This is a genomic window from Niabella sp. (genome assembly GCF_030150205.1).
Taxonomy (GTDB): Bacteria; Bacteroidota; Bacteroidia; order Chitinophagales; family Chitinophagaceae; genus Niabella.
Window position 1 is genome coordinate 103,697 of sequence record NZ_JASLGT010000020.1, and the last position, 26,492, is coordinate 130,188.

24 protein-coding genes and 1 tRNA gene are annotated in these 26,492 nt (G+C 46.1%); 15 read left to right on the forward strand and 10 right to left on the reverse strand.

Going from position 1 to position 26,492, the window contains the following annotated elements:
• Position 1 precedes the first annotated feature (1 nt).
• Positions 2-1,021, reverse strand: a complete 1,020-nt coding sequence (locus Q1V85_RS16240; protein WP_300601542.1) for a pectinesterase family protein — start codon at positions 1,019-1,021, stop codon at positions 2-4.
• Between the two features lie 7 nt (positions 1,022-1,028).
• Positions 1,029-1,211, reverse strand: a complete 183-nt coding sequence (locus Q1V85_RS16245; protein ID WP_300601543.1) for a hypothetical protein — start codon at positions 1,209-1,211, stop codon at positions 1,029-1,031.
• Between the two features lie 182 nt (positions 1,212-1,393).
• Here Q1V85_RS16245 and Q1V85_RS16250 point away from each other — a divergent pair, with 182 nt between their 5' ends.
• From Q1V85_RS16250 to Q1V85_RS16280, 7 genes are all read left to right on the forward strand, one after another.
• Positions 1,394-2,431 carry a LacI family DNA-binding transcriptional regulator gene (locus tag Q1V85_RS16250; RefSeq protein ID WP_300601544.1) on the forward strand — a complete coding sequence of 346 codons (1,038 nt, stop codon included), beginning with the start codon at positions 1,394-1,396 and terminating at the stop codon, positions 2,429-2,431.
• Between the two features lie 47 nt (positions 2,432-2,478).
• Entirely contained in the window at positions 2,479-3,657 is a 1,179-nt protein-coding gene (gene uxuA / locus Q1V85_RS16255) for a mannonate dehydratase (protein WP_300601546.1), read from the forward strand.
• Positions 3,658-3,822: 165 nt separating this feature from the next.
• A complete protein-coding gene (locus Q1V85_RS16260) occupies positions 3,823-4,497 on the forward strand; it encodes a response regulator transcription factor (protein WP_300601548.1) in 675 nt (224 codons plus the stop codon).
• On the forward strand, positions 4,498-5,883 hold the full coding sequence (locus tag Q1V85_RS16265) for an ATP-binding protein (RefSeq protein WP_300601549.1): 1,386 nt from the start codon (positions 4,498-4,500) through the stop codon (positions 5,881-5,883).
• Between the two features lie 288 nt (positions 5,884-6,171).
• The gene (locus Q1V85_RS16270) at positions 6,172-7,413 is read left to right on the forward strand and encodes a TolC family protein (RefSeq protein ID WP_300601550.1); all 1,242 of its coding nucleotides are present in this window, start codon (positions 6,172-6,174) and stop codon (positions 7,411-7,413) included.
• 2 nt (positions 7,414-7,415) lie between these two features.
• The gene (locus Q1V85_RS16275; RefSeq protein WP_300601552.1) at positions 7,416-8,507 is read left to right on the forward strand and encodes an efflux RND transporter periplasmic adaptor subunit; all 1,092 of its coding nucleotides are present in this window, start codon (positions 7,416-7,418) and stop codon (positions 8,505-8,507) included.
• A gap of 56 nt (positions 8,508-8,563) precedes the next feature.
• Positions 8,564-11,662 carry a CusA/CzcA family heavy metal efflux RND transporter gene (locus Q1V85_RS16280; RefSeq protein ID WP_300601553.1) on the forward strand — a complete coding sequence of 1,033 codons (3,099 nt, stop codon included), beginning with the start codon at positions 8,564-8,566 and terminating at the stop codon, positions 11,660-11,662.
• A gap of 43 nt (positions 11,663-11,705) precedes the next feature.
• Here Q1V85_RS16280 and Q1V85_RS16285 read toward each other — a convergent pair whose 3' ends face one another.
• The 3 genes from Q1V85_RS16285 to Q1V85_RS16295 all read right to left on the reverse strand — a co-directional run bounded on the left by Q1V85_RS16285 (position 11,706) and on the right by Q1V85_RS16295 (position 14,365).
• Positions 11,706-12,314 (reverse strand): L-threonylcarbamoyladenylate synthase, encoded by a 609-nt coding sequence (locus Q1V85_RS16285; RefSeq protein ID WP_300601554.1) that lies wholly within the window; start codon positions 12,312-12,314, stop codon positions 11,706-11,708.
• Positions 12,315-12,429: 115 nt separating this feature from the next.
• Positions 12,430-13,230, reverse strand: coding sequence for a class I SAM-dependent methyltransferase (locus Q1V85_RS16290; RefSeq protein ID WP_300601555.1), 801 nt, complete (start codon positions 13,228-13,230; stop codon positions 12,430-12,432).
• 109 nt (positions 13,231-13,339) lie between these two features.
• Positions 13,340-14,365, reverse strand: a complete 1,026-nt coding sequence (locus Q1V85_RS16295) for a 2-oxoacid:ferredoxin oxidoreductase subunit beta (RefSeq protein ID WP_300601556.1) — start codon at positions 14,363-14,365, stop codon at positions 13,340-13,342.
• A gap of 163 nt (positions 14,366-14,528) precedes the next feature.
• Here Q1V85_RS16295 and Q1V85_RS16300 point away from each other — a divergent pair, with 163 nt between their 5' ends.
• The 4 genes from Q1V85_RS16300 (at position 14,529) to Q1V85_RS16315 (ending at position 17,279) form a co-directional block, all read left to right on the forward strand.
• Complete coding sequence (locus tag Q1V85_RS16300) at positions 14,529-14,915, forward strand: c-type cytochrome (RefSeq protein WP_300601557.1); 387 nt, start codon at positions 14,529-14,531, stop codon at positions 14,913-14,915.
• 597 nt (positions 14,916-15,512) lie between these two features.
• Positions 15,513-16,112, forward strand: coding sequence for a hypothetical protein (locus tag Q1V85_RS16305; RefSeq protein WP_300601558.1), 600 nt, complete (start codon positions 15,513-15,515; stop codon positions 16,110-16,112).
• 70 nt (positions 16,113-16,182) lie between these two features.
• A complete protein-coding gene (locus Q1V85_RS16310) occupies positions 16,183-16,416 on the forward strand; it encodes a hypothetical protein (protein WP_300601559.1) in 234 nt (77 codons plus the stop codon).
• 140 nt (positions 16,417-16,556) lie between these two features.
• Complete coding sequence (locus tag Q1V85_RS16315) at positions 16,557-17,279, forward strand: DUF1080 domain-containing protein (RefSeq protein WP_300601560.1); 723 nt, start codon at positions 16,557-16,559, stop codon at positions 17,277-17,279.
• 28 nt (positions 17,280-17,307) lie between these two features.
• On the opposite strand, the gene Q1V85_RS16320 is transcribed toward Q1V85_RS16315, so the two are convergent.
• From Q1V85_RS16320 to Q1V85_RS16330, 3 genes are all read right to left on the reverse strand, one after another.
• A complete protein-coding gene (locus Q1V85_RS16320) occupies positions 17,308-18,120 on the reverse strand; it encodes a methyltransferase domain-containing protein (protein WP_300601561.1) in 813 nt (270 codons plus the stop codon).
• A 45-nt stretch (positions 18,121-18,165) separates the two neighbouring features.
• On the reverse strand, positions 18,166-18,624 hold the full coding sequence (locus Q1V85_RS16325; RefSeq protein WP_300601562.1) for an isoprenylcysteine carboxylmethyltransferase family protein: 459 nt from the start codon (positions 18,622-18,624) through the stop codon (positions 18,166-18,168).
• Positions 18,625-18,881: 257 nt separating this feature from the next.
• Positions 18,882-19,304, reverse strand: a complete 423-nt coding sequence (locus tag Q1V85_RS16330; protein ID WP_300601563.1) for a helix-turn-helix domain-containing protein — start codon at positions 19,302-19,304, stop codon at positions 18,882-18,884.
• 82 nt (positions 19,305-19,386) lie between these two features.
• Between Q1V85_RS16330 and Q1V85_RS16335 the strand changes: the two genes are divergently transcribed.
• Positions 19,387-20,283, forward strand: coding sequence for an NAD(P)H-binding protein (locus Q1V85_RS16335; protein ID WP_300601564.1), 897 nt, complete (start codon positions 19,387-19,389; stop codon positions 20,281-20,283).
• Positions 20,284-20,420: 137 nt separating this feature from the next.
• Here Q1V85_RS16335 and mfd read toward each other — a convergent pair whose 3' ends face one another.
• On the reverse strand, positions 20,421-23,864 hold the full coding sequence (mfd, locus tag Q1V85_RS16340) for a transcription-repair coupling factor (protein ID WP_300601565.1): 3,444 nt from the start codon (positions 23,862-23,864) through the stop codon (positions 20,421-20,423).
• Positions 23,865-24,013: 149 nt separating this feature from the next.
• Here mfd and Q1V85_RS16345 point away from each other — a divergent pair, with 149 nt between their 5' ends.
• From Q1V85_RS16345 to Q1V85_RS25205, 3 genes are all read left to right on the forward strand, one after another.
• On the forward strand, positions 24,014-24,727 hold the full coding sequence (locus tag Q1V85_RS16345; RefSeq protein ID WP_300601566.1) for an FAD-binding oxidoreductase: 714 nt from the start codon (positions 24,014-24,016) through the stop codon (positions 24,725-24,727).
• A gap of 202 nt (positions 24,728-24,929) precedes the next feature.
• A tRNA-Arg gene (locus Q1V85_RS16350) sits at positions 24,930-25,001 on the forward strand.
• A 12-nt stretch (positions 25,002-25,013) separates the two neighbouring features.
• Positions 25,014-25,142 (forward strand): GIY-YIG nuclease family protein, encoded by a 129-nt coding sequence (locus tag Q1V85_RS25205; protein ID WP_366914013.1) that lies wholly within the window; start codon positions 25,014-25,016, stop codon positions 25,140-25,142.
• 576 nt (positions 25,143-25,718) lie between these two features.
• Here Q1V85_RS25205 and Q1V85_RS16360 read toward each other — a convergent pair.
• Positions 25,719-26,246 carry a hypothetical protein gene (locus tag Q1V85_RS16360; RefSeq protein ID WP_300601568.1) on the reverse strand — a complete coding sequence of 176 codons (528 nt, stop codon included), beginning with the start codon at positions 26,244-26,246 and terminating at the stop codon, positions 25,719-25,721.
• Positions 26,247-26,492: the final 246 nt, after the last annotated feature.

Sequence of the window (26,492 nt, forward strand, 5' to 3'; positions counted from 1 at the left end):
CCTATTTAGCCGGCCATTTGAAAACAGCGGGTTGGATGTTTTTATACCAGCTGGTTGCTGCAGGAAGCTCCGGGTTGCAAGCTGCAAAGATTTGCTCCGGTGTGTATTGCTCCGCTTCGGAAGCGCTGATATCCCTGGCCCAGGGCGCCCGTTTAGAGTTGGCCATTCCCGGTCCCTGGCTGCCGTATTCGCCGTAGTACACTGTTTTTTCATTATCGGGGTTGCCCCAGTTATGCCATCCCTCCGGGGTAATGGCGGCAGGCATTGCACAGTGAAGGAATACTGTTTTGGCATATGCCCGCCACGGGCGGCCCAGGAACAGTTTTTTTACGGAGGGGTCTGCCAACAACCTGCAATGCGTAAATACCAACCCGTACTTTTTCCCTTTTGTAGTGCTGGCAGCCGTAACATATGAATTGGACTTCGCTTTAATAATACAATGGCTGTAAAGAGCCGTGGCCGGTCCAAAAATAAAATCCGTGGTACCCTCAATATAACAGTTCAGAAAAAATTGCCGGGCCGTTTCACCCCCGTTAAAAATAGTGTCCTGGTTACCGATAAACCGGCAGTTCTTAAACATAGCCTGGTCTGCATCTACATATAGTGCCAGTGCCTGGCCTACCGGACCTGCGGCATTTACAAAGGTGATATTTTCTGCGGTAAAGCGGTTTCCGGATATTTTAGCAGTATAGGAAGTGAATGTAGTCAACGGGCCCTTACCCGAATAATCATCGTAAGTAATAATTGTGCTGTCTACACTTTCTCCAATAAAACTAACATCTGTATTATTTGCCGGCAGTTCGATTTTTTCGTTATAAACTCCGTTCCGGATATAGAGGGTTATCGGAGCCAGAGGATATCCGCGCATGGCCCGGATCGCATCCTGGATCTTGGTGAAGTTTCCGCTGCCATCCTGCGCTACGGTAAAAATGTATTGATACTTTTCAGGATTTGCTGTCTGACTGAATGCCGGAACGATGGCAAAACAGCCTAAAAGAAATGCGGTAATAATGGATTTCACGTCAAAATTATTTGGTGGCTGCTGATAAGTATGGGCTGGCAGGTTTGGGTATTTGCTGGCGGGTGGGGGCCGCTGCCGGTGTTGGGATCTCTCCTTTTCCCGGTTCCGTATGGATCGTTCCCTGGCCATCAGTCAATGTGCCTGTCAGGTCCCGTAAAAATACACGGTATAAAAGACGCCTTTTTTGCATATGTCGAATTGAAATGACTCAGATCCCAAAAGGGGAAGAGCGCCGGGGCGCAAACCTCACAAATACAAGGTAGGATTATTTCCCAAAGGGCGATCTGTTCTGCAGGGCAGTATTTACGCAATCGTTGCCGGTAACGATTGTATAATATAGAGTATATTCGCCTACTGTTAAGATATGGATATATGAAACTCAATGCCATCACCATAAAAGACATAGCCAGGGCACTTGGACTATCTGCTTCCACGGTTTCGAGGGCATTGCGTGACAGCTATGAGATCAGTGAGGAAACAAAAAAAAAGGTGCGGGACTATGCCAATGCGAATAAATACCGTCCCAATCTTGCGGCATTGAGCCTGCGAAAAGGCAAATCCCGGTCGATCGGGGTTATTGTAGCAGATATTGCCAACAGTTATTTCAGCCAGATCATCGCCGGTATTGAATCGGTTGCCAATGAAAAAGGGTATAATGTAATCATTACACAAAGCAAGGATTCTGCGGAGCGGGAGCAGATGATCGTAAATGACCTCACCTCGCGGTCTATTGACGGACTGATCATTTCACTGGCGGCCGGAACAACTGATTATTCGCTGTTTGAAGAGATGATTGAACGGAGCGTCCCCATCGTTTTTATTGACCGCATCGCCGAAAATATTGAAACACATAAGGTGACGGCGGATAATTTTACCGGTGCCTATAATGCTGTTCAGCACCTGGCACAAAACGGGTATAAAAAAATAGCATTGATCGCCAACAATAAAAATCTTTCCATATCCAGGGAACGGATTGAAGGGTGTATGAAAGCGTTTGAAGAGCTGGGACTGGAGCAGGATGCAAAATGGGTGCAGTTTTGTGCTGCAGGCGGGTCGGATGACCGGGAGATTGAAAAAGTAATTGCCTCATTGCTGAATATGAAGAACCGGCCCGATGCGTTCCTTACCTTGTCGGACACCCTTTCTTTAAAAACACTTCGCATCCTGAAGCAAAAGCAGGTTCGGATTCCTGAGGATATCGGCCTGATGGGATTTTCCAACTTCAATAACTCCGAATTGCTGGATCCGGCCCTTTCCGTGATCTATCAACCTTCTGTGGAAATGGGCAGTACGGCTGCCAAACTGTTGCTAACCGACATTGAAAGTAAGCGACCCGTGACGGATTTTACCAAACAGATGTTATCAACCCGCATCATTACACGAAAAAGTAGTGCGCCTGCACATTTATAAATCGCTTATTTTTGGGCGATTCAGTATTTTTAAACGATAAAAAGAGCATGAAACAAACGCAAAATGCCATGATCCATACCATGCGCTGGTATGGGCCCAATGATCCTGTTAGTTTAAATGATATAAAACAATCCGGCTGTACCGGTGTGGTTACAGCCCTGCACCATATCCCGGTAGGCGCCATTTGGGAGATAGAAGCCATCAACAAGCGAAAGGAGGAGGTGGAAGCTGCCGGACTTACCTGGGAGGTGATTGAAAGCCTGCCCGTACATGAAGATATTAAAAAACAGAGTGGCAATTTTGAGCAATACATCGAAAACTATAAGCAAAGCCTGCGTAATGTGGCGGCCTGTGGCTTGCAGGTGGTAACGTATAATTTTATGCCTATCCTCGATTGGATGCGCACCGATATTCATTACACCGTTGCAGACGGAAGCAAGGCGCTCCGTTTTGAAAAGGCGGCATTTATAGCCTTTGATGTGTTCCTGCTGAAACGTCCGGGAGCAGAAGGCGACTATACCGCAGCCGAACTGGAAAGTGCAAAAAGCTGCCTTGAAAAATTAAGTGAGGCCGATAAAGAAACCCTGTACCGCAATACCCTTTTAGGTTTGCCGGGAAGCGAAGAACGTTTTACGGAGGAAGAGATCCTGAAGGCGTTAAAAACATATGAAGCCATTGATGCGCAAAAATTAAAACAGCATTTATTCTATTTCCTGCAGCAGGTGGTTCCTGTAGCGGAAGCCCTGGGTTTAAAAATGGCCATTCATCCCGATGATCCGCCCTTCCCGATCCTGGGATTACCCAGAATTGTTAGTACGGAAGCCGATGCGCTGGAACTTATCAATGCTGCGCCCTCACCGGCAAATGGTCTTTGCTTCTGTACCGGTTCTTACGGCGTGCGTGCAGATAACGATCTGGCCGGAATGGTGGAGCGCCTGGGCGATCATATTCATTTCCTGCATTTGCGTAGTACGAAACGGGATGAAGCCGGTAACTTTTTTGAAGCGGACCACCTGGATGGGGATGTTGATATGTATGCTGTGGTTAAAGAAATTGTAAAGACCATGCACCGCAGGAATGTATCCATCCATATGCGTCCGGATCATGGCCACCAGATGCTGGATGACCTTAAAAAGACGACTTACCCGGGTTATTCGGCGATTGGGCGGCTGAGAGGACTGGCGGAATTAAGAGGTCTTGAGCTGGGAATTCAGCGCAGCATTTAAGCAGCGTTGATTTTTTTATAGAGATCCTTTCCCGGGAAAAATAGAGTAAAGACCGGGAAAGGATCTGTTTTTTATTGCACACCGGCCCACAGCTTCAGAGCACTACCGCGGTTAATGACCGTTTTCAACGATTATATCCGATTTTTGTATCTTCATTAATAAGGTATGAGAGCTTTTTTACTGGAAGATGATAGCGTTTTGTCGTCGGAGATCTTGTTTTATCTCAAAGCCCATGGTATAGACTGTGTGGCAGCGGCTGATGGAAAAACGTTCCTGGACCGGGCGTTTAAAGAACAGTTCGATGTTTATCTCCTCGATATTAATGTACCCCTGATCAACGGGCTGGATGTTTGTAAAAAAATACGTGAACAGGATGCCGGAACGCCCATCATCGTTATATCGGCCTATGATGATATCCTGGAAAAAAAAGAAGCCTTTTTGCGCAATGCGGATGACTACCTGGTAAAGCCGTTTGTACTGGAAGAGCTTTTACTGCGCATCCATTCCCGGCTTCGCAGTGCTGCTCCAAAAGAAAATAGTTCCCGTATTGTAATCGAGGACCTCGAGATTTACCCCGACGAGTATAAGGTGTTCAGAGCCGGGCAGGAGATTCAATTGACCCAGAAGGAATTTCAGCTGCTGGTATTACTGGCAAAGGCAAACGGAAGAACACTCTCCAAACAATACATATCAGATGAGGTTTGGCAAAACCAGTTTCAAACCACTCATAATACAATAGAAGTGTATATTAATTTCTTAAGAAAAAAAATTGACAGGCAGTTCGACGTAAAGCTTATTCATACCCGCCCGGGGTTCGGCTATTACCTGAAACCGGTTTAAATGACATTAAAAAGAAGGATAGCGCTTAGCTGGAGCATTGCTTATTCGCTGCTTTTTGGCGTGCTGATGGTGATCATCTATTATGCCTTTTATGATTTCAGGCGGGATGAGTTCCGGCAGAATCTGAAGGACAAGTCGATGGTGACGGCCCATTTTATTGCCAAAACGCCCGATTTTATAAAAGGTGTTCCGCAGTTTTTAAGTGAATCGGATGATGGGTTATACAAAGAAGAGATCCTGATCTTTAACCAGGATAAAAAATTGCTTTACAGTACAGTAAAGGACGAAAGTGTTTCCTGGGATGCCAACCTGCTAAAGGAGCTGGATCTGAAAAATGAAATTTATGTAGAAAATACAACGCCGGAGTATTTTGGTGTGCTGGTTAACATTGAGGATCAGAAGTTTTATATATTAACCAGTGCTGAGGATGTAAACGGACGCTCTAAACTTCGTTTTCTTGGTTATATCCTGTTGCTCACCTATGTGATCAGTACTGCTGTGGTTTGGCTCAGTAGTTATTTCTTTGTACGGAAATTGCTGAGCCCCCTGGATCAGCTAACGCAGCAAATAACGGATATTACCGCACACAACATCACGGAACCGGTGCCGGAAAAAGGATCCAATGATGAAATTACGGTATTGGCCCGTTCTTTTAATACAGTAATGCGGCGTATTAATGATGTGTTTCAATCACAAAAGGATTTTACATCCAGTGCCGCGCATGAAATCCGCACCCCGTTAACCCGTATTGCCTTTCAGCTTGAAAACTTAAAATACCAGGAGGGACAATCGGAACAAACAAGGCATACCATCACCAATATCATCAAAGATGTACACCAGCTTTCGGACCTGACAAGGTCCCTGTTACTGCTTTCAAAATTTGACAAGGAGAATATCAGCAGTATTTATGAAACCGAACGCATTGATGAGGTCATCTTTAATGCTTATGAACAAACATTAACGCAATACCCGGAGCTGAAAATGGATTTTACCATTGTTACGCAGGATGAGAAAGAACCGGTACTTCTTATAAGCGGCATTCGCTCATTGCTGGAAATTGTATTTATAAACCTGTTGAAAAATGCAGCGGCTTATTCCATAACATCGCAGGTAACCGTTACCATCACGGAAACCGATGAATGGATAGAAGTAGATGTGTGCAGTTATGGCTCCCTCCTTCGGGAGGAAGAACAGCAGCGTCTTTTTGAGCCGTTCATGAGAGGCAGCAATGCTCAACATCTTGCCGGATCAGGCCTTGGCTTGCCCATTGTGAAACGGATCATTGATTACCATAAAGGGCAGATCCGTTATTTGCCGGTTGCGCCCGATCAGAATATTTTCAGGGTCCGGTTTCCTTTGCAGGTATCAGCTACCAGCCTTCAGTGATTAGCCACCAGTTATAAGTTGACATAACATCACATCCCGGAGCTAGTCTTCTGATCCTGTTTTTTTGAGATTTGAATCTTTAGCATTTAAGTTATCAGCCATTAGTGATTGATGTCCTGTTCTGAAATTTGTTTCTTGGGATTTGGACCTTTGGCATTTAAACGGTTAGCCATTATCCAATGCCCGCTAACAACTGGTTGTTCCGCCCCGTTTTTTAAGCAGATTTTAAGCTAAACTTAAGGCGGCTTTAAGACCCGTGTTTCAATTTTGCCCTGAAACAGATCATGTATGCGGGGATTATTATTTTTTGCAGGATTAATGGCAGGCATTTCGGGTTTTAGCCAGGAGAAAATGACCCTGGAAACCTGTGAGGCTGCATTTTTGAAAAACAATTTGTCGCTCCTGGCGCAGCAATATAATATTAGCCAGGCAGATGCCGATATTGCGCAGGCGAAAATCTGGGACTTGCCCCAGGCGAGTTTCCAAACCAATCTTTATAACCCGGAAGCCCATAAGGCCTTTGATTTGAGCAAAGCCAACAGCCTGTCTGTTCAGCAGCTATTATACCTGGGCGGGAAAAAAAAATATGAAGTAGCCTATGCCCGCAGTAACAAGGACCTGGCTTTGCTGGAATTTGATCAGCTGCTTGCGGAACTAAAGGCCCGGTTGTATGAAACCTACTACACGCTGCATTACGAGGAAAAAAAGCTCATCGATATTAACACACAGCTAACGTATATGACCGATCTGCTGGATGCTTTTAAAGTACAGACGGCAAAGGGCAATACGGCCCTGAAAGAGCAGGTGCGGTTACAGGCCATGGTGGTACAGCTTAACAATGATAAGATCGGGATCGTAAACACTATACTGCAACAGCAGCAGCTCCTGAAAACGTTTACCGGTTCACAGGAAAACATTCATACGGCCATCACGGATAATGAGGACAGTGCCCTGTTGGCGCAACGTCCGTTAATGCCCCTGGATGAGCTCAAACAACAGGCATTGGCGCATAATGCTGATTATCGCTATTCATTAAAAAATATTGAAGCCAATAAAGTAAATGTGAACTGGCAGCGCTCACAGAATGTGCCGGACCTTACGCTGGGCGGAGAATGGGATCAGCTGGGCGGCGCCTTCCGGAATGAGGTAAATCTTACCGTAGGCATTCCCATTCCGCTTTGGAAACGGAACAAGGGCAATGTTACAAAGGCGCAATACCAGGTAAAGGAAAGCCAGGCCAATAGTGATATGAAGAAACTGGACCTTGAAACTTCCGTGGAACTGGCGTATCAAACCTGGCAAAATCAATACAATCAGTATGCTGCGGTTAAAACGGAAGATTTGCAAAACCTGCAGACCGTGCATGCAGGAATGCTGGCCAACTTTAGAAAAGGAAATGTAACCCTGGTTGATTTTACAGATTTTATGGATAGCTATCGCCAAACCATCCTGCAAATGTATGAGATGAAAAAACAACTCATGATTGCCGCACAGGAATTAAATCGCTTAACACAATCAAAAATATTTTAAGAATGAATCGCGTATCGATACTGCCGGCACTGGTGATGATCTTATTGGTGTCTTGCGGACAAAAAGAGAACCAGAAGGAACAGACTATTATTAAGGGATTTGAGCTTAGTGATGTAATGATGCGCTCCACCACAACAGAGGAGGTGCACCGGCAGCCCATTGAAACGGAAATGAATTTTTTTGGAAAGATTGCCGCCGATAAAAACAACTATATCGATGTGTTTCCGCTGGTAGGAGGCAACGTGATTAGCGTAAACGTGGAGCTGGGCGATTTTGTACATAAAGGGCAGGTGCTGGCAACCATACGCAGTACAGAAATGGCCGGTATGCAGAAAGACATCAGTGATGCTAAAACGGACCTTGCTGTGGCACAAAACAACCTACGGGTAGCACAGGAAATGTATGAAGGAAAACTGAGTACGGAGAAAGAAGTCCTGGAAGCGCAGAGCCAGCTTACAAAGGCGCGCGATCAGTTAAAAAGAGCCGAAGCCGTGGGAACCATTTATAATATCCGTAATGGCAATATTTACTCCGTGGTAGCGCCCATCAGCGGGTATATTGTGCAGAAGAATATTAACAAAGACATGCAGCTGCGGAGCGACCGGTCCGATAATATTTTTGATGTGGCCAATACCTCCAATGTATGGGCAATGGTGAATGTAAACGAAGCCGATATCGATAAGATCGGTTTGGGAATGAAAGCAGAGGTAGCCACATTGAGCTATCCGGATAAAAAATTTTTTGGAAAGATTGATAAGATCTTTAAAATCATTGACCCGCAAACCAATGCGATGCAGGCCAGAGTAGTGCTGGACAATGTGCAGGGACTGTTGATACCGGAAAGTAAGGCCACTATTAAAGTGTTTAATACCCAGGACAGCACTGCTTTTGCGGTACCCTCCCAGGCGGTCATTTTTGACAATAACAAGAATTATGTGGTTCAGTTCCTTTCTCAAAATAACCTTAAGATACGGGAGGTAAAAGTATTGCAGCAAACCGGTGCCGTTACCTATATCTCCGAAGGGTTAAAAGAAGGAGACCGGGTAGTGACCAATAACCAGCTGATGATTTACCGCTCGCTCAACGATCAGTAAACAGGACTGCTGAAGATACAATCATGAATGAAATTATTGAATAAATACGGGCGCGAATGAACAGGTTTATAAAGAGCATCATTACTTTTTCTCTGAAGAATAAAGTATTTACGTTTGTGTGGGTAGGTATACTGGCCATTGCAGGGCTGATCAGTTTTAAGAACATGCCCATTGAAGCGTTTCCGGATGTGACGAATACCCAGATCGTGATTATTACCCAGTGGAGCGGCAGAAGTGCAGAAGAAGTAGAGCGCTTTGTAACCACCCCCGTTGAACTGGCGATGAGCCCGGTGCAAAAAAAAGCCAGTGTGCGGAGCACTACGATGTTTGGCTTATCGATCGTAAAAATAATTTTTGATGATGGTGTAGAAGATATGATCGCCCGTAACCAGGTAAATAACCAGTTACGGACGGTGAGCCTGCCGGAGGGAGCAGAACCGGAAGTACAACCGCCTTATGGGCCTACCGGAGAAATTTTCCGGTATATCCTAAAAAGTCCTAAAAGGGATTCACGCGATCTGCTGACCTTGCAGACCTGGGTGGTAGACCGCGCATTACGGGGGGTGCCCGGAGTGGCCGACATCAATGTGTTTGGTGGCCAGGATAAAGTGTTTGAACTCAGCATCGACCCGCGCAAGCTGGATAAATACAATCTTACACCCCTGCAGGTATATGATGCGGTAACAAAAAGTAACCTGAATGTGGGTGGTGATGTAATTGAAAAAAACGGCCAGTCCTATGTGGTGCGCGGTATCGGGCTGCTCAAAAGCCAGGATGAGATCGGAAACGTGACCATCCAGACGGATAATGGCAACCCCATCCTGGTTAAAAATATTGCTGAGGTGCGTGAAAGTTCATTGCCGCGGGTTGGCCAGGCGGGGCTGGACAGTGTGTCTGACGTGGTACAAGGCATTGTGGTAATGCGTAAGGGAGAAAATCCAAGAGAAGTGCTGGATGGCGTAAAGGCAAAAATAAAAGAGCTGAATACCAAAACGCTTCCAAAGGATGTAAAACTGGTTACCTTCTACGACCGGGATAACCTGATGGATTTTACCACGCATACGGTATTGCACAACCTGGTGGAGGGAATCGTATTTGTAACGGTGATCGTTTTTCTGTTTATGGCCGACTGGCGTACCACGCTGATCGTATCCATCATTATTCCGCTGTCGTTGCTTTTTGCATTCTTCTGTTTAAAACTGGCGGGTATGAGTGCCAACCTGCTTTCCCTGGGGGCGGTTGACTTTGGAATTATTATCGATGGGGCGGTGGTGATGGTAGAAGGGGTATTTGTAATGCTCGATCACAAAGCCCGGAAGTATGGTATGGAAAAATTTAACAAGCTGGCAAAAGCCGGCTGGATCCGGCAAACGGGAACCGGCCTGGGCAAGGCGATCTTCTTTTCCAAACTGATCATCATTACTTCCTTATTACCCATCTTTTCTTTTCAGAAGGTAGAAGGGAAAATGTTCTCACCGCTGGCCTATACCCTGGGTTTTGCATTGATGGGCGCGCTGTTATTTACACTTACACTGGTGCCGGTGCTTTCGCATATTTTACTGAATAAAAATGTACGGGAGAAGCATAATATTTTTGTGAATTTCTGGGATCGCATTGTTGAAAAAGGATTCCGGGCAACATTCCGCAATAAACGCCTGAGTTTGCTTGTGGCGCTCGCCTTTCTGGCGCTGACCCTTTTTTCCGGAAAATTCCTGGGAACCGAATTCCTTCCACAGTTAAATGAAGGCTCATTATGGGTAACGGCGGAAATGCCGATGAGTACTTCACTGAGGGAGTCGATGAAAACAACGGATGAGTTAAAGAATGTGATCCGCAGTTTTCCGGAGGTGACCGGCGTACTTTCTCAAACCGGCAGAAGCAATGACGGAACGGATCCGAATGGTTTTGGATTTGTACAATTTGCCGTGAACCTGAAGCCCCGGGATGAATGGAAACGGAAAATAACGATGGACGAGCTGATTGAGGAAATGGATCAGAAGCTGAAAAAGTTCCAGGGTATTACGTTTAACTATTCCCAGCCTATTTCTGATAACGTAGCAGAGGCTGTGGCAGGGTTTAAGGCAGAGAACGGGATCAAGATCTTTGGAGATGATCTGCAAACACTGGATGGCCTTGCCAACCAGGTGCTGGAGCAGATCAAAACCGTACAAGGTGTAAAAGAACCGGGAATCATTAAGAATATTGGTCAGCCCGAAGTAAGCGTGGTGCTGGATCGTAATAAAATGGCGGCCTATGGTGTACAGCCGGCAGATGCGCAGGCGGTGCTGGAAATGGCATTTGGCGGAAAGACCGCTTCCGAAATGTACGAAGGGGAGCGGAAATTCGACATCCGGCTGCGTTATGCTTCGGAGTACCGGAAGGACGAGGAAGATATTGCCCGGCTAATGGTGCCCAGCCAGGATGGAACCAAGATTCCTTTAAAAGAGATCAGCGATATTGTTAAAGACAACGGTGCCGCATTTATATACCGGGATAATATCAAACGGTATATCGGCGTTAAGTTTTCTATTCGCGACCGCGACCTGGGTAGTACCATTGCGGATGCACAAAAAAAGGTGGCAGGTATTGCATTGCCGGATGGCTACAGTATCGGCTGGACAGGTCAATTTGAAAACCAGGTGCGGGCCTCGCACCGCCTGGGGCAGGTGGTGCCGGTAAGCATCCTCATGATCTTCTTTTTACTGTTCATTCTTTTTGGAAACATGAAAGACTCGCTCCTGGTGCTGGCCAATGTGCCGTTTGCATTGATCGGGGGTATTATTGCGCTGCATATTACGCATATGAATTTTGGGATCTCGGCGGGTGTGGGCTTTATTGCGTTATTTGGTATTTGTATACAGAACGGCGTGATCCTGATTTCTGAATTCCATAACAATATAAAGTTAAACATGCCGTTGAACTATGCCATCCTGCAGGGGGTGAAAGTGCGTACAAGACCCGTGGTAATGACCGCGCTGATGGCTTCGATCGGGTTGCTGCCGGCAGCGCTTTCCACAGGTATCGGGTCCGAATCGCAGAAGCCGCTGGCCATTGTGATCATAGGAGGACTCATCACCGCAACGGTATTAACCCTGCTGATCTTCCCGATTATTTTCTGGGTGTTTAACCGGACGAGGAAAGAACAAATTACCTAGGCGCACAGCAGACCTATGAGCTTTAAGAAATCTCATAGGTCTCTCATTCTTCCCATTCTCCCAATCCTTTCCGCACCAGCACGTTCTCGTTGCCGGTACAATCGATAATGGTAGAAGGAATCATTCCACCGATGCCGCTGTCAATAACAATGTCTACAAGGTTCTGGTAATGTTCGTGGATGATCTCCGGGTCTGTATAATCTTCTACTAATTCACCAGGAAGCGTAGTACTTAAAATGGGATGTCCCAATTCCCGGATCAGCGCCTGCGTGATCTTATTATCCGGAACACGGATCCCAACGGTATTCTTTTTACTGTGCAGGATCTTGGGCACCTGCTTGCTGGCTTCCAGGATAAACGTATAGGGCCCGGGAAGGTATTCTTTCAGCAACCGGAAGGTGCTGTTGGAGATCTGTTTGGCAAAATCACTAAGATGACTCAGGTCTGCACAAACAAAAGAGAATTGCGCTTTTTTAGGGTCAATTTTTTTGATCCAGGCGATACGTTCGATGGCCTTGGTCTGGAAAATGTCGCAACCCAAACCATAGATGGTATCCGTAGGATAAATAATGATCCCGCCTTCGCGCAGGGTATCGGCTACCTGTTTAATCAAACGCGGCTGGGGATCTTTGGGGTGGATGGGGATAAGCATACTGCAAATATCGGATGATAAGTTAATAAGTTTAAAAGTTAACAGGTTTATAGGATGACAGGGAGCTATTATGAAGGGTATTCCTTATAAACCTATAAACTTATCAACCTGTCAACTAATGCTTCACCGCCGTTAATGCATAAACCATGGGGATCTTATTCCCCAGGTGTTGAATGCGGTATTTTTTAGGCGCTATTTCGGTGGTATGCCGGAAGCAATTATAAGGAGAATAGTCAAATTCCTCAAAGGTGGTCAGCTCAAGTCCGTTCTCAAGGAGGCTGCTGAGCACTTCGGCCGTACCGTGGTTCCACATTACATATTCCTGGTGCAACTCCGCATCGCGGTCGGCATACGTGCCGGTATAGGTTTCGGCAATGGGCCCGGTATTAAAATAGCTATAGCCTATTTTATCAAAGTCGTCGTCAAACATCCATACCACCGGGTGAAATTCCACAAATACAAACCGGCCTCCGGGTTTTAGGAAGCTTGAAATAACCGCCGCCCATCGGTCTAGGTCCGGCAGCCAGCCAATGGTGCCATAACTGGTAAAAACGATATCAAATGTTTCATTCAGATGATTGGAAAGATCATAGAGATCGCAGCAGATAAACCGGACATCCGTATGGGTTTTGGCTGCCAGGTCATTGGCGGCTTCAATGGCTTTGTCAGACAGGTCGACCCCGGTAACCTGCGCACCCATGCGGGCCAGTGAAATGGAGTCCTGTCCAAAATGGCATTGCAGGTGCAGGATGCGTTTGCCGCTGATATCACCCAGCAGGTTCCGTTCAATATCATTAAGGGAAGAGGTGCCGTTTATGAAGCCATTTACATCATAGAAATCCGATTCCAAGTGAAACCGTACTTTATTGTTCCAGGACGCTTTATTAATGGCCAGGTAGTCTTTTACAGGGTCCATTGTATATGTTTTCTGATCCGTTGGTTTTTGCCTAACAGGATTACCGGACGCTGAAGGGAGTGACACAACCGGGCTCAATAGTAGTGCTGAAGCCCGGCTCAAAAAAAAATTATTGAATCGCCCAAACTTCCTTACCACGCAGCAGTGCATCCAGGTCCGGTGCCTTGCGGGCCCTGGCATCTTCCAGCTGCAGGGCCATCATTTCTTCATAACAGGGGCGGTCCGCTTCATAGAACACGCCAAATGGCCGGGGCAGGTGCCCTTCCAGTGCCGGGTTATCGAAAATGCGGGTGAGCAGCTGTGCTTTAAAAATGTCTTTTTCATCGTGTATCCACAGATCATCGGCGCTGTATCCTTCGCCCAGGGTTACCACCTGCGGTTTAAAGCCATCCAGGCGAATGCCTTTTTTGCCTCCGGCGCCAAAGATCAGCGGCTTGCCATGCTCCACAAAAATGGTTTCTTCGGCCTTTGAACTTTTTTCTGTAAACACCTCAAAAGCACCATCGTTGAAGATATTACAGTTCTGGTAAATCTCCAGGAAGGAAGCGCCCTTGTGCTGGTGGGTGCGGATCAGCATGGCCTGCAGGTGTTTGGGATCGCGGTCCATGGTACGGGCCACAAAGCTGGCATCGGCACCCATGGCCAGGGCCAGGGGATTGAACGGGTGGTCGATGCTGCCAAAAGGCGTGGACTTGGTTACTTTATTTTCTTCGGATGTTGGGGAGTACTGCCCCTTGGTTAACCCGTAGATCTGGTTGTTGAACAGCAGCACATTTACATCAAAATTCCTTCTTAATAAATGAATGGTATGGTTACCGCCGATGCTGAGTCCATCTCCGTCACCGGTAACGATCCAGACACTCAGCTCCGGGCGGGTGGCTTTAAGCCCCGAAGCGATGGCCGTGGCGCGGCCGTGGATCGAGTGCATACCATAGGTGTTCATATAATAGGGAAACCGGCTGCTGCACCCGATACCGGAGATAAATACAATGTTTTCTTTGGGAATACCCAACCCAGGCATTACGCGCTGCACCTGTGCCAATATAGAATAATCGCCACAGCCGGGGCACCAGCGTACTTCCTGGTCGGTTGCAAAATCTTTGGCTGTTAAGGCGGGAGTGATAACTTCGGACATGATCTTAAAAATAGGCTGCAAAGTTAATCATTCTGTGGGATTGAAAGGATTGTTATCCGGATAACAAACGACTGTTTATGGTGCGTTGTGCGTTCAAACCCTTGTTTCTCTTGATTTTTCCTAAATTGCGGTTAGTTGTCATTTATTTGTAAAAACTTATTTTATGAGATATAAAAAGATTTCCATCGTATTTACGTGCATTCTTTTAACCATTATGGCGGGCACTTCCTATTCTTTATACCGTCCGCCACATAATCTGAAAGTGCTGCCCCAGGATATTACACATGAGCGGCTGGACAGTATTATGGATTCTTATAACAAAGCATTGGGGGTAAAGTGCAATTTTTGTCATGCAAAAAGAAAGGATTCGGACCGGCTGGATTTTGCTTCTGATGAAAACCCAGCCAAGGATGTGGCCCGGAATATGCTGCGGATGACGATTGATATCAATAAGAATTATTTCCGCACCGATTCGGTGATCCATCCGGCCTATCTGAATACCGTTACCTGTAATACCTGCCATAAGGGAGATGCGTATCCGGAACATTAATTTTTAACGGCAGCGGAGGTAGCCATAAGGCGGGAAGCCCTTGTTTTTAGGAGTAATTCCAATGTGGCCGATATGCAGGTGTTTGGTCTTTGCCAGGCGCAATAACTATTGAACTGCTTCTTTTGAATGTTCCATATACTAACGAGCTTTTTTTCTTTCATTTATTGACAGTATTTAATCAAATCTGTCTATTTCTATAACCTGTTCCGGTTTTTCAGGAATTTTTATCCTGTCTTTTTCAGTGATTAACCGTAGCCGGAGCGGCTCCGTTTACGCTGTTTTACTCCGGTGTGCGGTGAATAAGGAAATCATACATGGCGTATGTACGCAAACCTGTAAACGAATAAGCAACGGGGTTACGGATATGGAAAAAATATAATGCATATGTTGCTTTTGTAAGTACCTTTGTAGTATCACAGGATGGCTATTGTGCATGTAATGTGAGCCAGGGCCTGAATGCGCATGCTTATGATCAGCAACCAATAGACGGAGCACTGAATATACGATCTGCGCCTGCAAACATATTGCAGCAAAATGCTGCAGTAGCGGGGAACAGCGTATAAAGGAAACAGGATTTTATCATTAATGATAAAACAAATGAAACAGAAACTTCAACTACTGCTTTTGTTATGGATATTATTTCCAACAAATGGTAAAACTGCCCAGGGCTCCGCCGCAGATAATGGCAAAATAGCTACCCCGTGTTTCGGGTTTGCGCTGCAAGCCGGTCGCATAATGCCTGGGTGTAAAGCAAAGGGGCAGCCACTGCCGGAAATGACGCCGCCTGTACTTAATAATTCATTTCGTTCCCCCAACAGGATACCGGCAGGTGAAAGCGCAAGCTACATTGAAGTAAGGGCATCGGTAGATGGTATATGTATTGAGGATATGAATACCATGAAGCCGGGGTATGCGGATAGGCGCCGTTCCGGAGCAATGCGGGAACCGGCTTATGCTGTTTCAATGGCCAGTGTTTTATTGGTAGCTGCAGCATTTTTCAGAATCGGCAGGAGGCGCCTGATGGTTGCCGTATTGATTGTGCTGACCCTCGTATCGGCTATTATTGCCTGTTACCATAACGGGCGGGATTCCGGAGGGCCGGGATCTATTCGTTTCATACGCATTGCAGTAACAGATAAAGAGGGTGTGCGATCGTATTCTGAAGTGGTAAGTGTGCATGAAGTGGGAAGGCATTGATAAAGCCGGCCTGGGTATGCCCGGCGGCGCTTCGTTCAATTGAATTTATATCAAAGCTAAATTACTTATTATGGAAGTACTGTTTCGTAACAGGGGGCGAAAAGTAAAATTTCGGTCGGAAACGGGTCTGGTTCAGTGGATGCGCAAACACGATACCGAATATACCCGTAATATTTTTGAATTTATGGAGGTTTATAAGATGCGCAAGCTGCTGTTTGAAAAAAAGACGCTAAGCTCCAGTTCTCCGGAAGATTTTGTTTCGGACCTTATCCGCAATAATATTATTTCGGTTATCAGGAAATGATGACCGGCAGCAAATAGGGATTGGCTTTTTGAACGCATACAGACCGCGTACCGGTGATTTTTATGCAATGACATTTCTTACTCTGAGAGCAGTGTTGTTACATTCTGAAATAAAGTATAACTTCAGCAAAATGAACGAGAATGAACCAATCCCCGATCCATCGCCTGTTGCTTTATTGCAGTATATTGATTTTAGCAGCTTCCTGTGCGGATACAAATCAACCCAACCGGTTAACAAAGGTGGAAAAAGAACAGGGATGGACCTTGCTGTTTGATGGTGCATCTGTCGCCGGCTGGCATTTATACAATAAGAAAAATACGACTGCCGGCTGGATAGCCAGGGATGGTGCATTGGCCGTAGATACGGTTAATAAAACAGAGGTAAACGACCTGGTATCTGATAAGTCTTATACCAATTTTGAATTGCAGTTCGAATGGAAATTATCGAAAAACGGAAACAGCGGCGTATTTATCAATGTGCTGGAACGTCCGGATATTACTACCGCCTGGGCATCGGGGCCGGAGTACCAGCTGCTGGACCCGTTGCATGCAGATAATGCAAACCCGTTTAAAAAAGCAGGCGGCCTGTTCGCGCTGGACTCACAGAAAAATGCCGTAACGGCGCTTCCGGCGGGTAGCTGGAACCAATCGCGGATACGGCAGGTCAATGGCAAGGTTGAATTTTACCTGAATGGGGTGCTGACGGTGCAGGAAGATCTGAATGCTCCTGCCTGGCAAAACAAGGTTACCCAAAGTCATTTTAATAAATTTCCTGAATTTGGCAAGCGTACCAGCGGCCATATCGCACTACAGGATTGGGCCAGTGGTGTGGCGTTCCGGAATATAAAGATTAAGGAACTGTAGCAGTAGCTTATCGGTGGTTGCTATGGTATCAGCGGTTTACTGTTATCAGCAGGTAGGTAGCAGTGATTGCCGTATGGTCTGCTGTTCCGCTTTCGTTTTCGGTGGTAAACAACTCTTCCAGTTCCTGCTGCAGCTCCGCGGATCTGTTGTCCTTTGCCGCTACTTCAAAGGCCGTCATGGTAGGACCGTAAAAGTGGCGGAATACGGCTGCAAATTCAACAGGGCCATACGGAGCATCAAAAGTCCAGGGTTCCCTGCTGAACGTAATATTTTCTTTAGGGATACCGGCCTGTTCAAACCGTTCAATAACATGGGACTCCAATCCCCAGGTCATAGGGCTGATAAAGCCTTCCGGGGGCGGCGGTGTGTAAGCAGCGCTGATCTTTAATAGCCGGGCCACCAGTGTGGGGTCGCCCGGTATCCAGTTGCCCATCAGGATTTTTCCGCCCGGTTTTGTAACGCGCACCATTTCTTTGGCTACGTCAAAGGGCCTGGGTGCAAACATGGCTCCGAATATGCTTACAGTGGCATCAAATGAAGCGTCCGGTACATCGCTTAACTGGCTGGCGTCTCCTTCGCGGAACACACAGTTTGCAAGGCCTTCCTCCTTTGCACGGATATTACCGGCCTGTACCAGGTTGGCCGCAATATCAATAACGGTTACATCGGCGCCGGTCTTTGCCAGGGGGATGGCCGTGGTGCCGTCGCCACCGCCCAGTTCAAGTACCTGCATACCTTTTGCAATACCCATCCGGGATGCCAGCGCTTCCCCGCTTTTGCGCATGGTTTCCGCAATGCGGGTGAAGTCGCCCTTTTCCCATAAAGCTTTGTTCGGATTCATTATTTTTTATTTAAAGTTAGAGAAATCAAAGAGGCATACGCCCGGCTATATAAACCATCTTGGAGTCTTGCGCTTATAGGTTAAATAGGCTTCACCAAACCACTGCTCCATCCATTTTTCTTCTTTCAGCACGAATTGCGTATGCAGGATGATAAAACATACAGGGATCATAAACAACGGGGAAACCGTGCCTAAAAGAACGGCCGTACCCATAAGCATGATCACAAGACCAGCATACATCGGGTTTCTCGTATACCGGAACGGTCCCCCGATCACAATAAAGGTTGCCTGGGCGCCCGGCCGGAGCCGGGTACCTGACTTCCGGAACAAAAGAGCGCTTCCTGCACTGAGCGCAAACCCTCCGGTTAATAAGATAATTCCCAGATAGTTCCAGGGCTTCTGCAACCAGTGTGCCACCGGGAAGTATGCATGCAGCAGGAGCATCACAATCAGCGACAACAGAAAATAAACCGGAGGCGGTATACGGGGAATTGAAGTATCCATATTGTAGCGATTTTTCAATAACCATGTATTGCTGCAACAGACCTGGAAGAAGCTATGTCTGCGGAAACAGGAACGATGATTGCGGCCTACTGAACTTACAAACCGAATTTAATATAAAAATGCAGCACTTGTACGGCTATACCCTATTTAGGTTATACCGGCTGTGGACCTCCTGGTGTGTGCAAAATTGCTGTGGCCGTCATCCCTTGCATATCAGATATTGCTGTGGGTGTTAAGAAACCTGTAACCAGGCTTCCTCACTTTTGGCCAGGGCCCGTGTATGATTCCTTGGGAAAATCAGCCATCTGTTTCTGAAATTGTTTGGATTGTTTGCCGCCATTACCTACGGCCCACTCTGCCATTGCATACAAAACAGGTCTTAGTGCTTTTCCCTGTTTGGAAAGTTCATAGGTTACATAAGGTGGTACCACCGGCTTGGGTTTCCGGATGATCAATCCATCTGTCTCTAATTGTTTTAAATGCTGTATCAATACCTTTTCTGTAATGGCCGGGATCGATCGTTTCAGTTCACTATACCGTTTGATGCCTGATAATAAATTAAACAAAATAATCGGCTTCCAGTATCCGCCAATCCGTTCCATTACAAAGGTTACAGGGCAGGCTGCAAAGGCATTGCTCTTGTTTTCCTGTATTACTGAAGATGCTTTTATTGCTGTCATATATATACATACTATAGGGTAAGTACTTCCATAAAAGTAAGTATAAATATACTTTTGTGCAAACAATTTAAAACAGTAAAAAATGAAAGTAACAGTAACAGGCTCTTTAGGAAACATCAGCCGTGTGCTCATTGAAAAATTGGTAGCTACCAAACATGAAGTAACCGTTGTAAGCTCTGACGCAGCGCGGGCGGAAGGCATCCGGGAACTGGGTGCAAACCCGGTGATTGGTTCCGTTGAAGACTACGGGTTTGTAAAAAAGGCGTTTGAAGGAAGCGAAGGGGTTTACCTGATGATACCGCCCAATTTCCGTACAACAGACTTAAAGCAATATATAAAAACGGTTGGTGACCAATACGCCCGCGCGATCGCAGAAACGGGTGTTCGATATGTGGTTCATTTAAGCAGCATCGGCGCACACCTTGAAACCGGTCTGGGACCCACGGGTTCCAATTTTTATGTGGAGCAACAGCTGGATGCATTGCAGGATGTACACGTGTTGCACCTGCGGCCGGGAATGTTTTTCACTAACTTTTATGGGGCAATACCCATGATCAAACAACGGCAAATGCTGGGCAATAATTTTGATGGTGCGGTTCGTCTGCCGCTGACACATCCGAAAGATATTGCCGCAGTGGCCTTTGATGCGTTGCATGAGCGTTCTGTTTCCGGTAAACAAATTCAATATATTGTCAGCGATGAAAAGAATGGTTTTGAAATAGCGGAGATCCTGGGGCGTGCCGTGGAAAAACCGGATGTGCATTGGGTGACGTTTTCCGATGAGCAGCTTTTGGATGCGTTGGTGGAAAACGGCTTTTCGGAGCAGATGGCCCGTGTGTACATGGTAGAGATTGGCGTTGCCCTGCGCGATGGCAGTTTTATGGAGCATTATAATGAAAACAGATTGCTGTCCGTTGGCGGAACCACCCTGCAGGATTTTTCTAAAGAGTTTGCAATGGCGTATCAGTATAATAATTAAATATCCGGTCAGGATGTAAAACGTATTGATGGAATATAAGATCAAATCGGGGCGATATCAAATGCAGGCATGTTGATCGGGAAACTATTTGTGGAGTTGCATTGCGGGTAGTGATAATAACAAATGGCAGGAGACGGTCAAACTTTTTTATCCATACCTGAATCGCCCAGGCAAAACGTATGCATGTCTTTCAGAAAGTCATAGAGCGACTTCATTGAAGGAATGGGTTCTGCTACCAGTAAGAACAGCCGCCCGGTTTGTTTCAGGCGGGCCTTATTGGTGCCTGTTTGTACATACTGGATGATCTTCTGGAAAATATCCGCTTCAAAATAAGGCGAATCGGGGCGGTTGATGAAATGACAACGCAGCGTTTCGTTTTTCAGGGTCATTTTTTCAAAGCCCAGTTCCACGGCCAGCCTGCGGCACTTAACGGTTTCAAAGAGATCATCCACCGGGCCCGGTACGGGTCCAAATCGGTCCTGCAATTCGGTGTACATTTCGGCCAGTTCTGTTTCCGAATCGCTGTTGTCCAGGCGTTGGTACAGGGAAAGGCGTTCGGTAATGCTTTCTACATAGTCATCCGGGATCAGGATCTCCAGGTCGGTATCAATGGTACAATCGCTTACAAAATCGTCCTGTTTGCTGATTTCTTCCTTAAACAGGTCTTTGAACTGGGTCCGTTTTAATTCGCGGATGGCCTCATCCAGGATCTTTTGATAGGTTTCAAAACCAATCTCGGCCATAAACCCGCTTTGTTCACCGCCCAGCAGGTTTCCTGCTCCACGGATATCGAGGTCGCGCATGGCGATCTGGAACCCGCTGCCCAGTTCACTATGCTGCTCCAGGGTTTGCAGGCGTTTGCGTGAGTCTGCCGGCAGGGTGCTCATGGGTGGCGCCAGCAGGTAGCAGAATGCTTTTTTATTGCTTCGTCCTACACGGCCCCGCAGTTGATGCAGATCGCTGAGTCCGAAATGATGCGCGTTATTGATGATGATGGTATTCACATTCGGGATATCGACCCCGCTCTCCACAATATTGGTACAAACCAGCACATCATAACGATGATCAATAAAGTCCAGTATCTTTTCTTCCAGCCTGGAACCCTCCATCTGTCCATGCGCATAACTGATGGAAAGATCGGGGCAAAGTCCCTGGATCATTGCCGCCATCTCACTCAACCCTGCTACCCGGTTGTGGATGAAAAATACCTGCCCGCCGCGCTCTGTTTCAAAGTAAATGGCATCACGGATGGTATCCTCATTATATACCAGTACTTCCGTTTGGATGGGCTGGCGGTTGGGTGGTGGTGTATTGATGATGCTAAGGTCCCTGGCACCCATCAGTGAAAACTGTAACGTGCGGGGAATGGGCGTTGCGGTAAGGGTTAGACAGTCCACCGTATTGCGCAGCACCTTGATCTTTTCTTTATGCGCTACTCCAAACTTTTGTTCCTCATCAATAACCAGTATGCCCAGGTCTTTGAATTTTACCTCTTTGCCCAGCAACCCATGCGTGCCTACCAGGATGTCGATCTTACCCTCTTCCAGTTTTTTGAGGGTTTCCTTTTTTTCCTTGGCCGATTTAAATCGGTTCAGATAATCGACCGTTACCGGAAATTCTTTTAAACGGTCGCTGAATGTTTTATAATGCTGGAAGGCCAGGATCGTTGTAGGTACCAGCACGGCCGCCTGTTTCCCATCTACGCAGGTTTTAAAAGCGGCGCGGATCGCGATCTCCGTTTTTCCAAAACCCACATCGCCACATACCAACCGGTCCATGGGCGATTCCGACTCCATGTCTTTTTTTACATCAGCAGAAGCCTTGCTCTGATCGGGCGTATCTTCATAAATGAAGGAAGCTTCCAGCTCTGTTTGCAGGTAATTATCCGGTGTATGTGCAAAGCCTTTCTGTGCCTTGCGCTGTGCGTATAGTTTAATCAGGTCGAAGGCGATCTCCTTCACCTTGGCCTTTGTTTTTTCCTTTAACCGGGTCCATGCATCACTACCCAGTTTATTTACTTTGGGAACGCTGCCGTCCTTCCCGGTATACTTGGAAATTTTATGCAGGGAGTTGATGTTTACATACAATACATCCTTGTCCTTATAGATAATGCGTACGGCTTCCTGCGTTTTCCCGTTTACATCCATCTTCTGTAAACCGCTGTACACGCCCACGCCATGATCGATATGCGTAACAAAATCGCCTGGTTGCAGTTCTCTTAGCGTACGCAGGGTGATAGCTTTGTTTTTATTATAGGCCTGTTTGACCCGGTATTTATGATAGCGCTGAAAGATCTCATGGTCCGTATAGCAGAGGATCTTAAGATCTTCATCGGTAAAGCCCAGGTGAATGGCCGCCGAAACAGGGTTAAACACCAGGCAGGCATCCTGGTCATCGAAGATCGATTGCAGGCGCTGCAGCTGTTTGGGATTCTCCGAGAAAATATACAGGGCAAAGCCTTTTGCTTCATGTGCTTTCAGGTCTTTGATCAGCAATTCAAACTGCCGGTTAAAGGCCGGCTGTTCCCGGGTACGGAATGCATATTCCCGGGTTACGGATGCCGGCATTTGTTCCAGGTGCACCACGGGCCTTGCCGTTAACGCGGTTTCAAAATCATCGGCCGTTATAAAATCGGCGCTGCTGAGGTCCTTTTTGATCAGCTTATCGTCCCGGTTATCTTCCGCACGTCCGTTGCCGGTATCCTGCAGTTCCAGGAAATGTGCCAGCTCGGCAGCATTGTCTTTTAGCCGCTCTATACATAAGGAGGCGTCCTGTACCCAAACGGCGGTATTCTCCGGCAAAAAGTCAAAAAGGGAAACATGCTCCTCTTTGGCAAACTGGGTATCTACATTGGGAATGATGGATACCTGCAATAACTTGCGTTCGCTCAGCTGTGTTTCGGGGTCGATGATCCGGATCGAGTCAATATCGTTTCCGAATAATTCGATCCGGTAAGGTTTATCGTTACCAAAGGAATAAATATCGAGGATCCCTCCGCGCAGGGCAAATTGTCCCGGTTCATATACAAAATCGCTGCGCTCAAAACCATACCGGTCCAGTTTTAGCAATAATGCTTCTATATTGAGCGGATCGGCCGTCTTCAGGTGAATGATATTTTCAGCCAGGGTGGAGGATACCACTACTTTTTCAAAAATGGCATCGGCGTAGGTTACCAATACCTTTTTATTTCCGCCCCCGGCCAGTTTGGTCAGTGCCTCTGTACGCAGCATCACATGCGATGCATTCAGCAAGCGGTAATTCTTCGTGGTCTTAAAAGAAGATGGAAAGTAAAAGATATCGAGTGCCCCGGTAATATTTTCCAGGCTGTTCTGGAAATAAGCGGCGTCTTCCGGCTCATTGAGAATGATGACATGATTCAGTGCCGGCGTTTGTGCCATACAGGCGCCCACAATGAACTGGGAAGCGCTGCCCTGTACGCCGGAAAGTGCCAGTTGCGCGGGTTGAAGCAAGGAGAGTTCGTTCGCTATTTGTAAACAGCGGGGGTCCTCACCATAAAAATTCTTCAACACTTCCGTTTGCATGGGGGCGCAAAGATACGACGAGTTTAAAAAAAATCCCAACGTTGGACTGTTTAAAACCATTCGTTGTGCTCAAATAGTTGTAAACCAGGCATTCCCGGCGCAATAAAAAAACAGTGCGGTGGTGGCAATTAGTGCCGCGCCCACAAGGGTTTTACTAAAATTTCATTTATCTTACAAAGAAAAACAGGATGCCCCTTACTTGGCTTACAGGAACGATTGTAAAGATTGTCGACGAAACCTATAATACTAAACGGTATTTTATACAGGCCGATGAAACCGATCATTTCCATTTTACGGCCGGTCAGTTTGTAACGCTGGATCTTCCCATTCATGAGAAGCCCAATAAACGCTGGCGCAGTTATTCCATTGCCAGTGCTCCGGATGGTACGGCCATCTATGAACTGCTGATCGTACTGGTGGAGGACGGCCTGGGTACACCCTATATGTTCAAAAACTGGGCAGTAGGCAGCAAGGTTACCTTCCGGGGACCGCTGGGCGTGTTTACACTAAAGGAAGAGCAGCTGCAGCACGACTTGTTCCTGGTATGCACCGGAACGGGTATTGCACCGTTTCGCAGTATGTTGCATACGCTGGTGCGGGAAAACATTCCGCATAAGAATATTTATCTTATTTACGGCTGCCGTACGCAGCAGGATCTGTTGTATTATGAAGAGATGAAAGCCCTGGAGCTGGAAGATTTTCACTATATCCCTACGCTATCGCGGGAGGAGTGGGAAGGGAAAACAGGGTATGTACATGCCATTTATGAAGCGCAGGCCGCGGGAAAGGCGGATGCCAACTTCTTTCTTTGTGGCTGGAAAAATATGATTGATGAAGCCCGCCAGCGGATTGTACAAATGGGATTTGATAAAAAAGCGGTGCATTTTGAGCTGTATGGCTAGGGATGAGCCGGTTATACAATGTTATTTGAACGGCTCCCGCAGATTTGCGCGGATTGTTTACGCTGATATCCGCCGATTGGTTTTTTCTGCGCTATATCCTTGAAATCTGCGGGAATTTCTACCCGAGTCTCCAGTAATAGCCGTCTTTTACTATATTTGCAGCCCTCCTGAGTTTATCGTCCTTCGGCAGACTCAGGGTGATGGTCCCGTAGTTCAATGGATAGAATAGAAGTTTCCTAAACTTTAGATACAAGTTCGATTCTTGTCGGGACTACAATTTTGCATTATGTTTTACGCATACGTCTTAAAAAGCGTTGAGCATGATTACTACTACAAAGGTCATTGCCAAAACCTTGAGCATCGGTTGGTGCAGCACAATGCCGGTATGACGAAATCAATAGTTTTTCTAAGTTAGATATGTTGGCAGGAACTGTGTTTAATTCTTTGTAAATAGATTGCATTTCGATTGTTATATGCTCCAAAGTAATGCTATATGTTTCTTTGTCGATTTTACCCATACCGCAACGAATTGTCAGTTCCTTTTTTCTTTTCGAATTGTTTTAACCGAATTTTCAAAAGTTGATTATTTTCAAGATTCTCCTTTTGGTAGTGGTTGAACACTTTAGTGAGTTGCTTTAAAACCAAAGAAAATATTGATTTTGGAATTTCGAACTTTCTTAAAAAAGCCTGGAATAGCTCGAAAGCCCCAACACGTCTTGCTCTAAGACTTGGAGTTTTGGCTGTTAAACTAACCCCAGGGCATTTTAAACATCTATAATAATGAAGATCCTTTTTTGAAACGTAGTAGCCGACCAGATAACTTCCACAGTTACTGCATCGCAATAATCGCAACAATGGACGGTTCTCTTCTTCTTTTTGATGTTTATATCCACAATGGTGCCCAGTCAAAATTTCCTGTACCTTCTTAAGTCTTCTATACTGACTATCACTTCCCAATTGCCTTTGACAGGTTCTTCCAGAAGGTGATGGGCTAAGACTCCGCAGTAAAATGGTTTTTCCAAATCGTGCTTATTTTTTGGGGTGTAAGTTTTAATCCCCGAGCTGATAGTTTTGACAATATCTGGGCATCGTTATAAATTCCTGATGCTTTCCAAATCCAGGCTTCTCTCAATAATTCTCCATATTTATTAATCACAACTTTTTGCTCTTTACAAAAGAACTGTTCTCTTTTTATCCTTGGTCCGTATTGATCATATCCGAGAGGAACATTTACAAGCCAAAACCCTTTCAGCAGTTTTCTTCTCATTGCTGGTATTATTATTTCCTTTCTTTTGATATTTTCTTTATATGCGTGAAAAAGGCTTTCATATATGGCTGCATTATCTCTCGCTGAGGTAATTGTAAGACCGGTGCTTACTTCAATTAAGTGAACTCCTAATTCATCAACAACTTTGTAATAGCCATGCAAGAGCTTGCCATAAAAACTGCCTTGTGTTTGGTAAATATGACCGGACTTAAACCAGTAGTAAGAATGCCGAGAGTGAAATTGAGGTGCCACATCCGTTACTTGGAATAAAAAAGAGCGCTCTGAAGAATCGATGCGTACCTTGCCACTTTAGTATTGGGCGTTAGTACTATTAAAATATAGAATAAAAGATAGCAGTAATGAATGGGCTGCTCGATTCATAAAGGGCCAATTTTTTCTTGAATATAAAGATAGGAGATACTGTTTCGGATTTACACTTATTAAGGCCCTTAATTGCTATACTTTCAAAAAATACGTATCGATACGTATTTTTTTTGT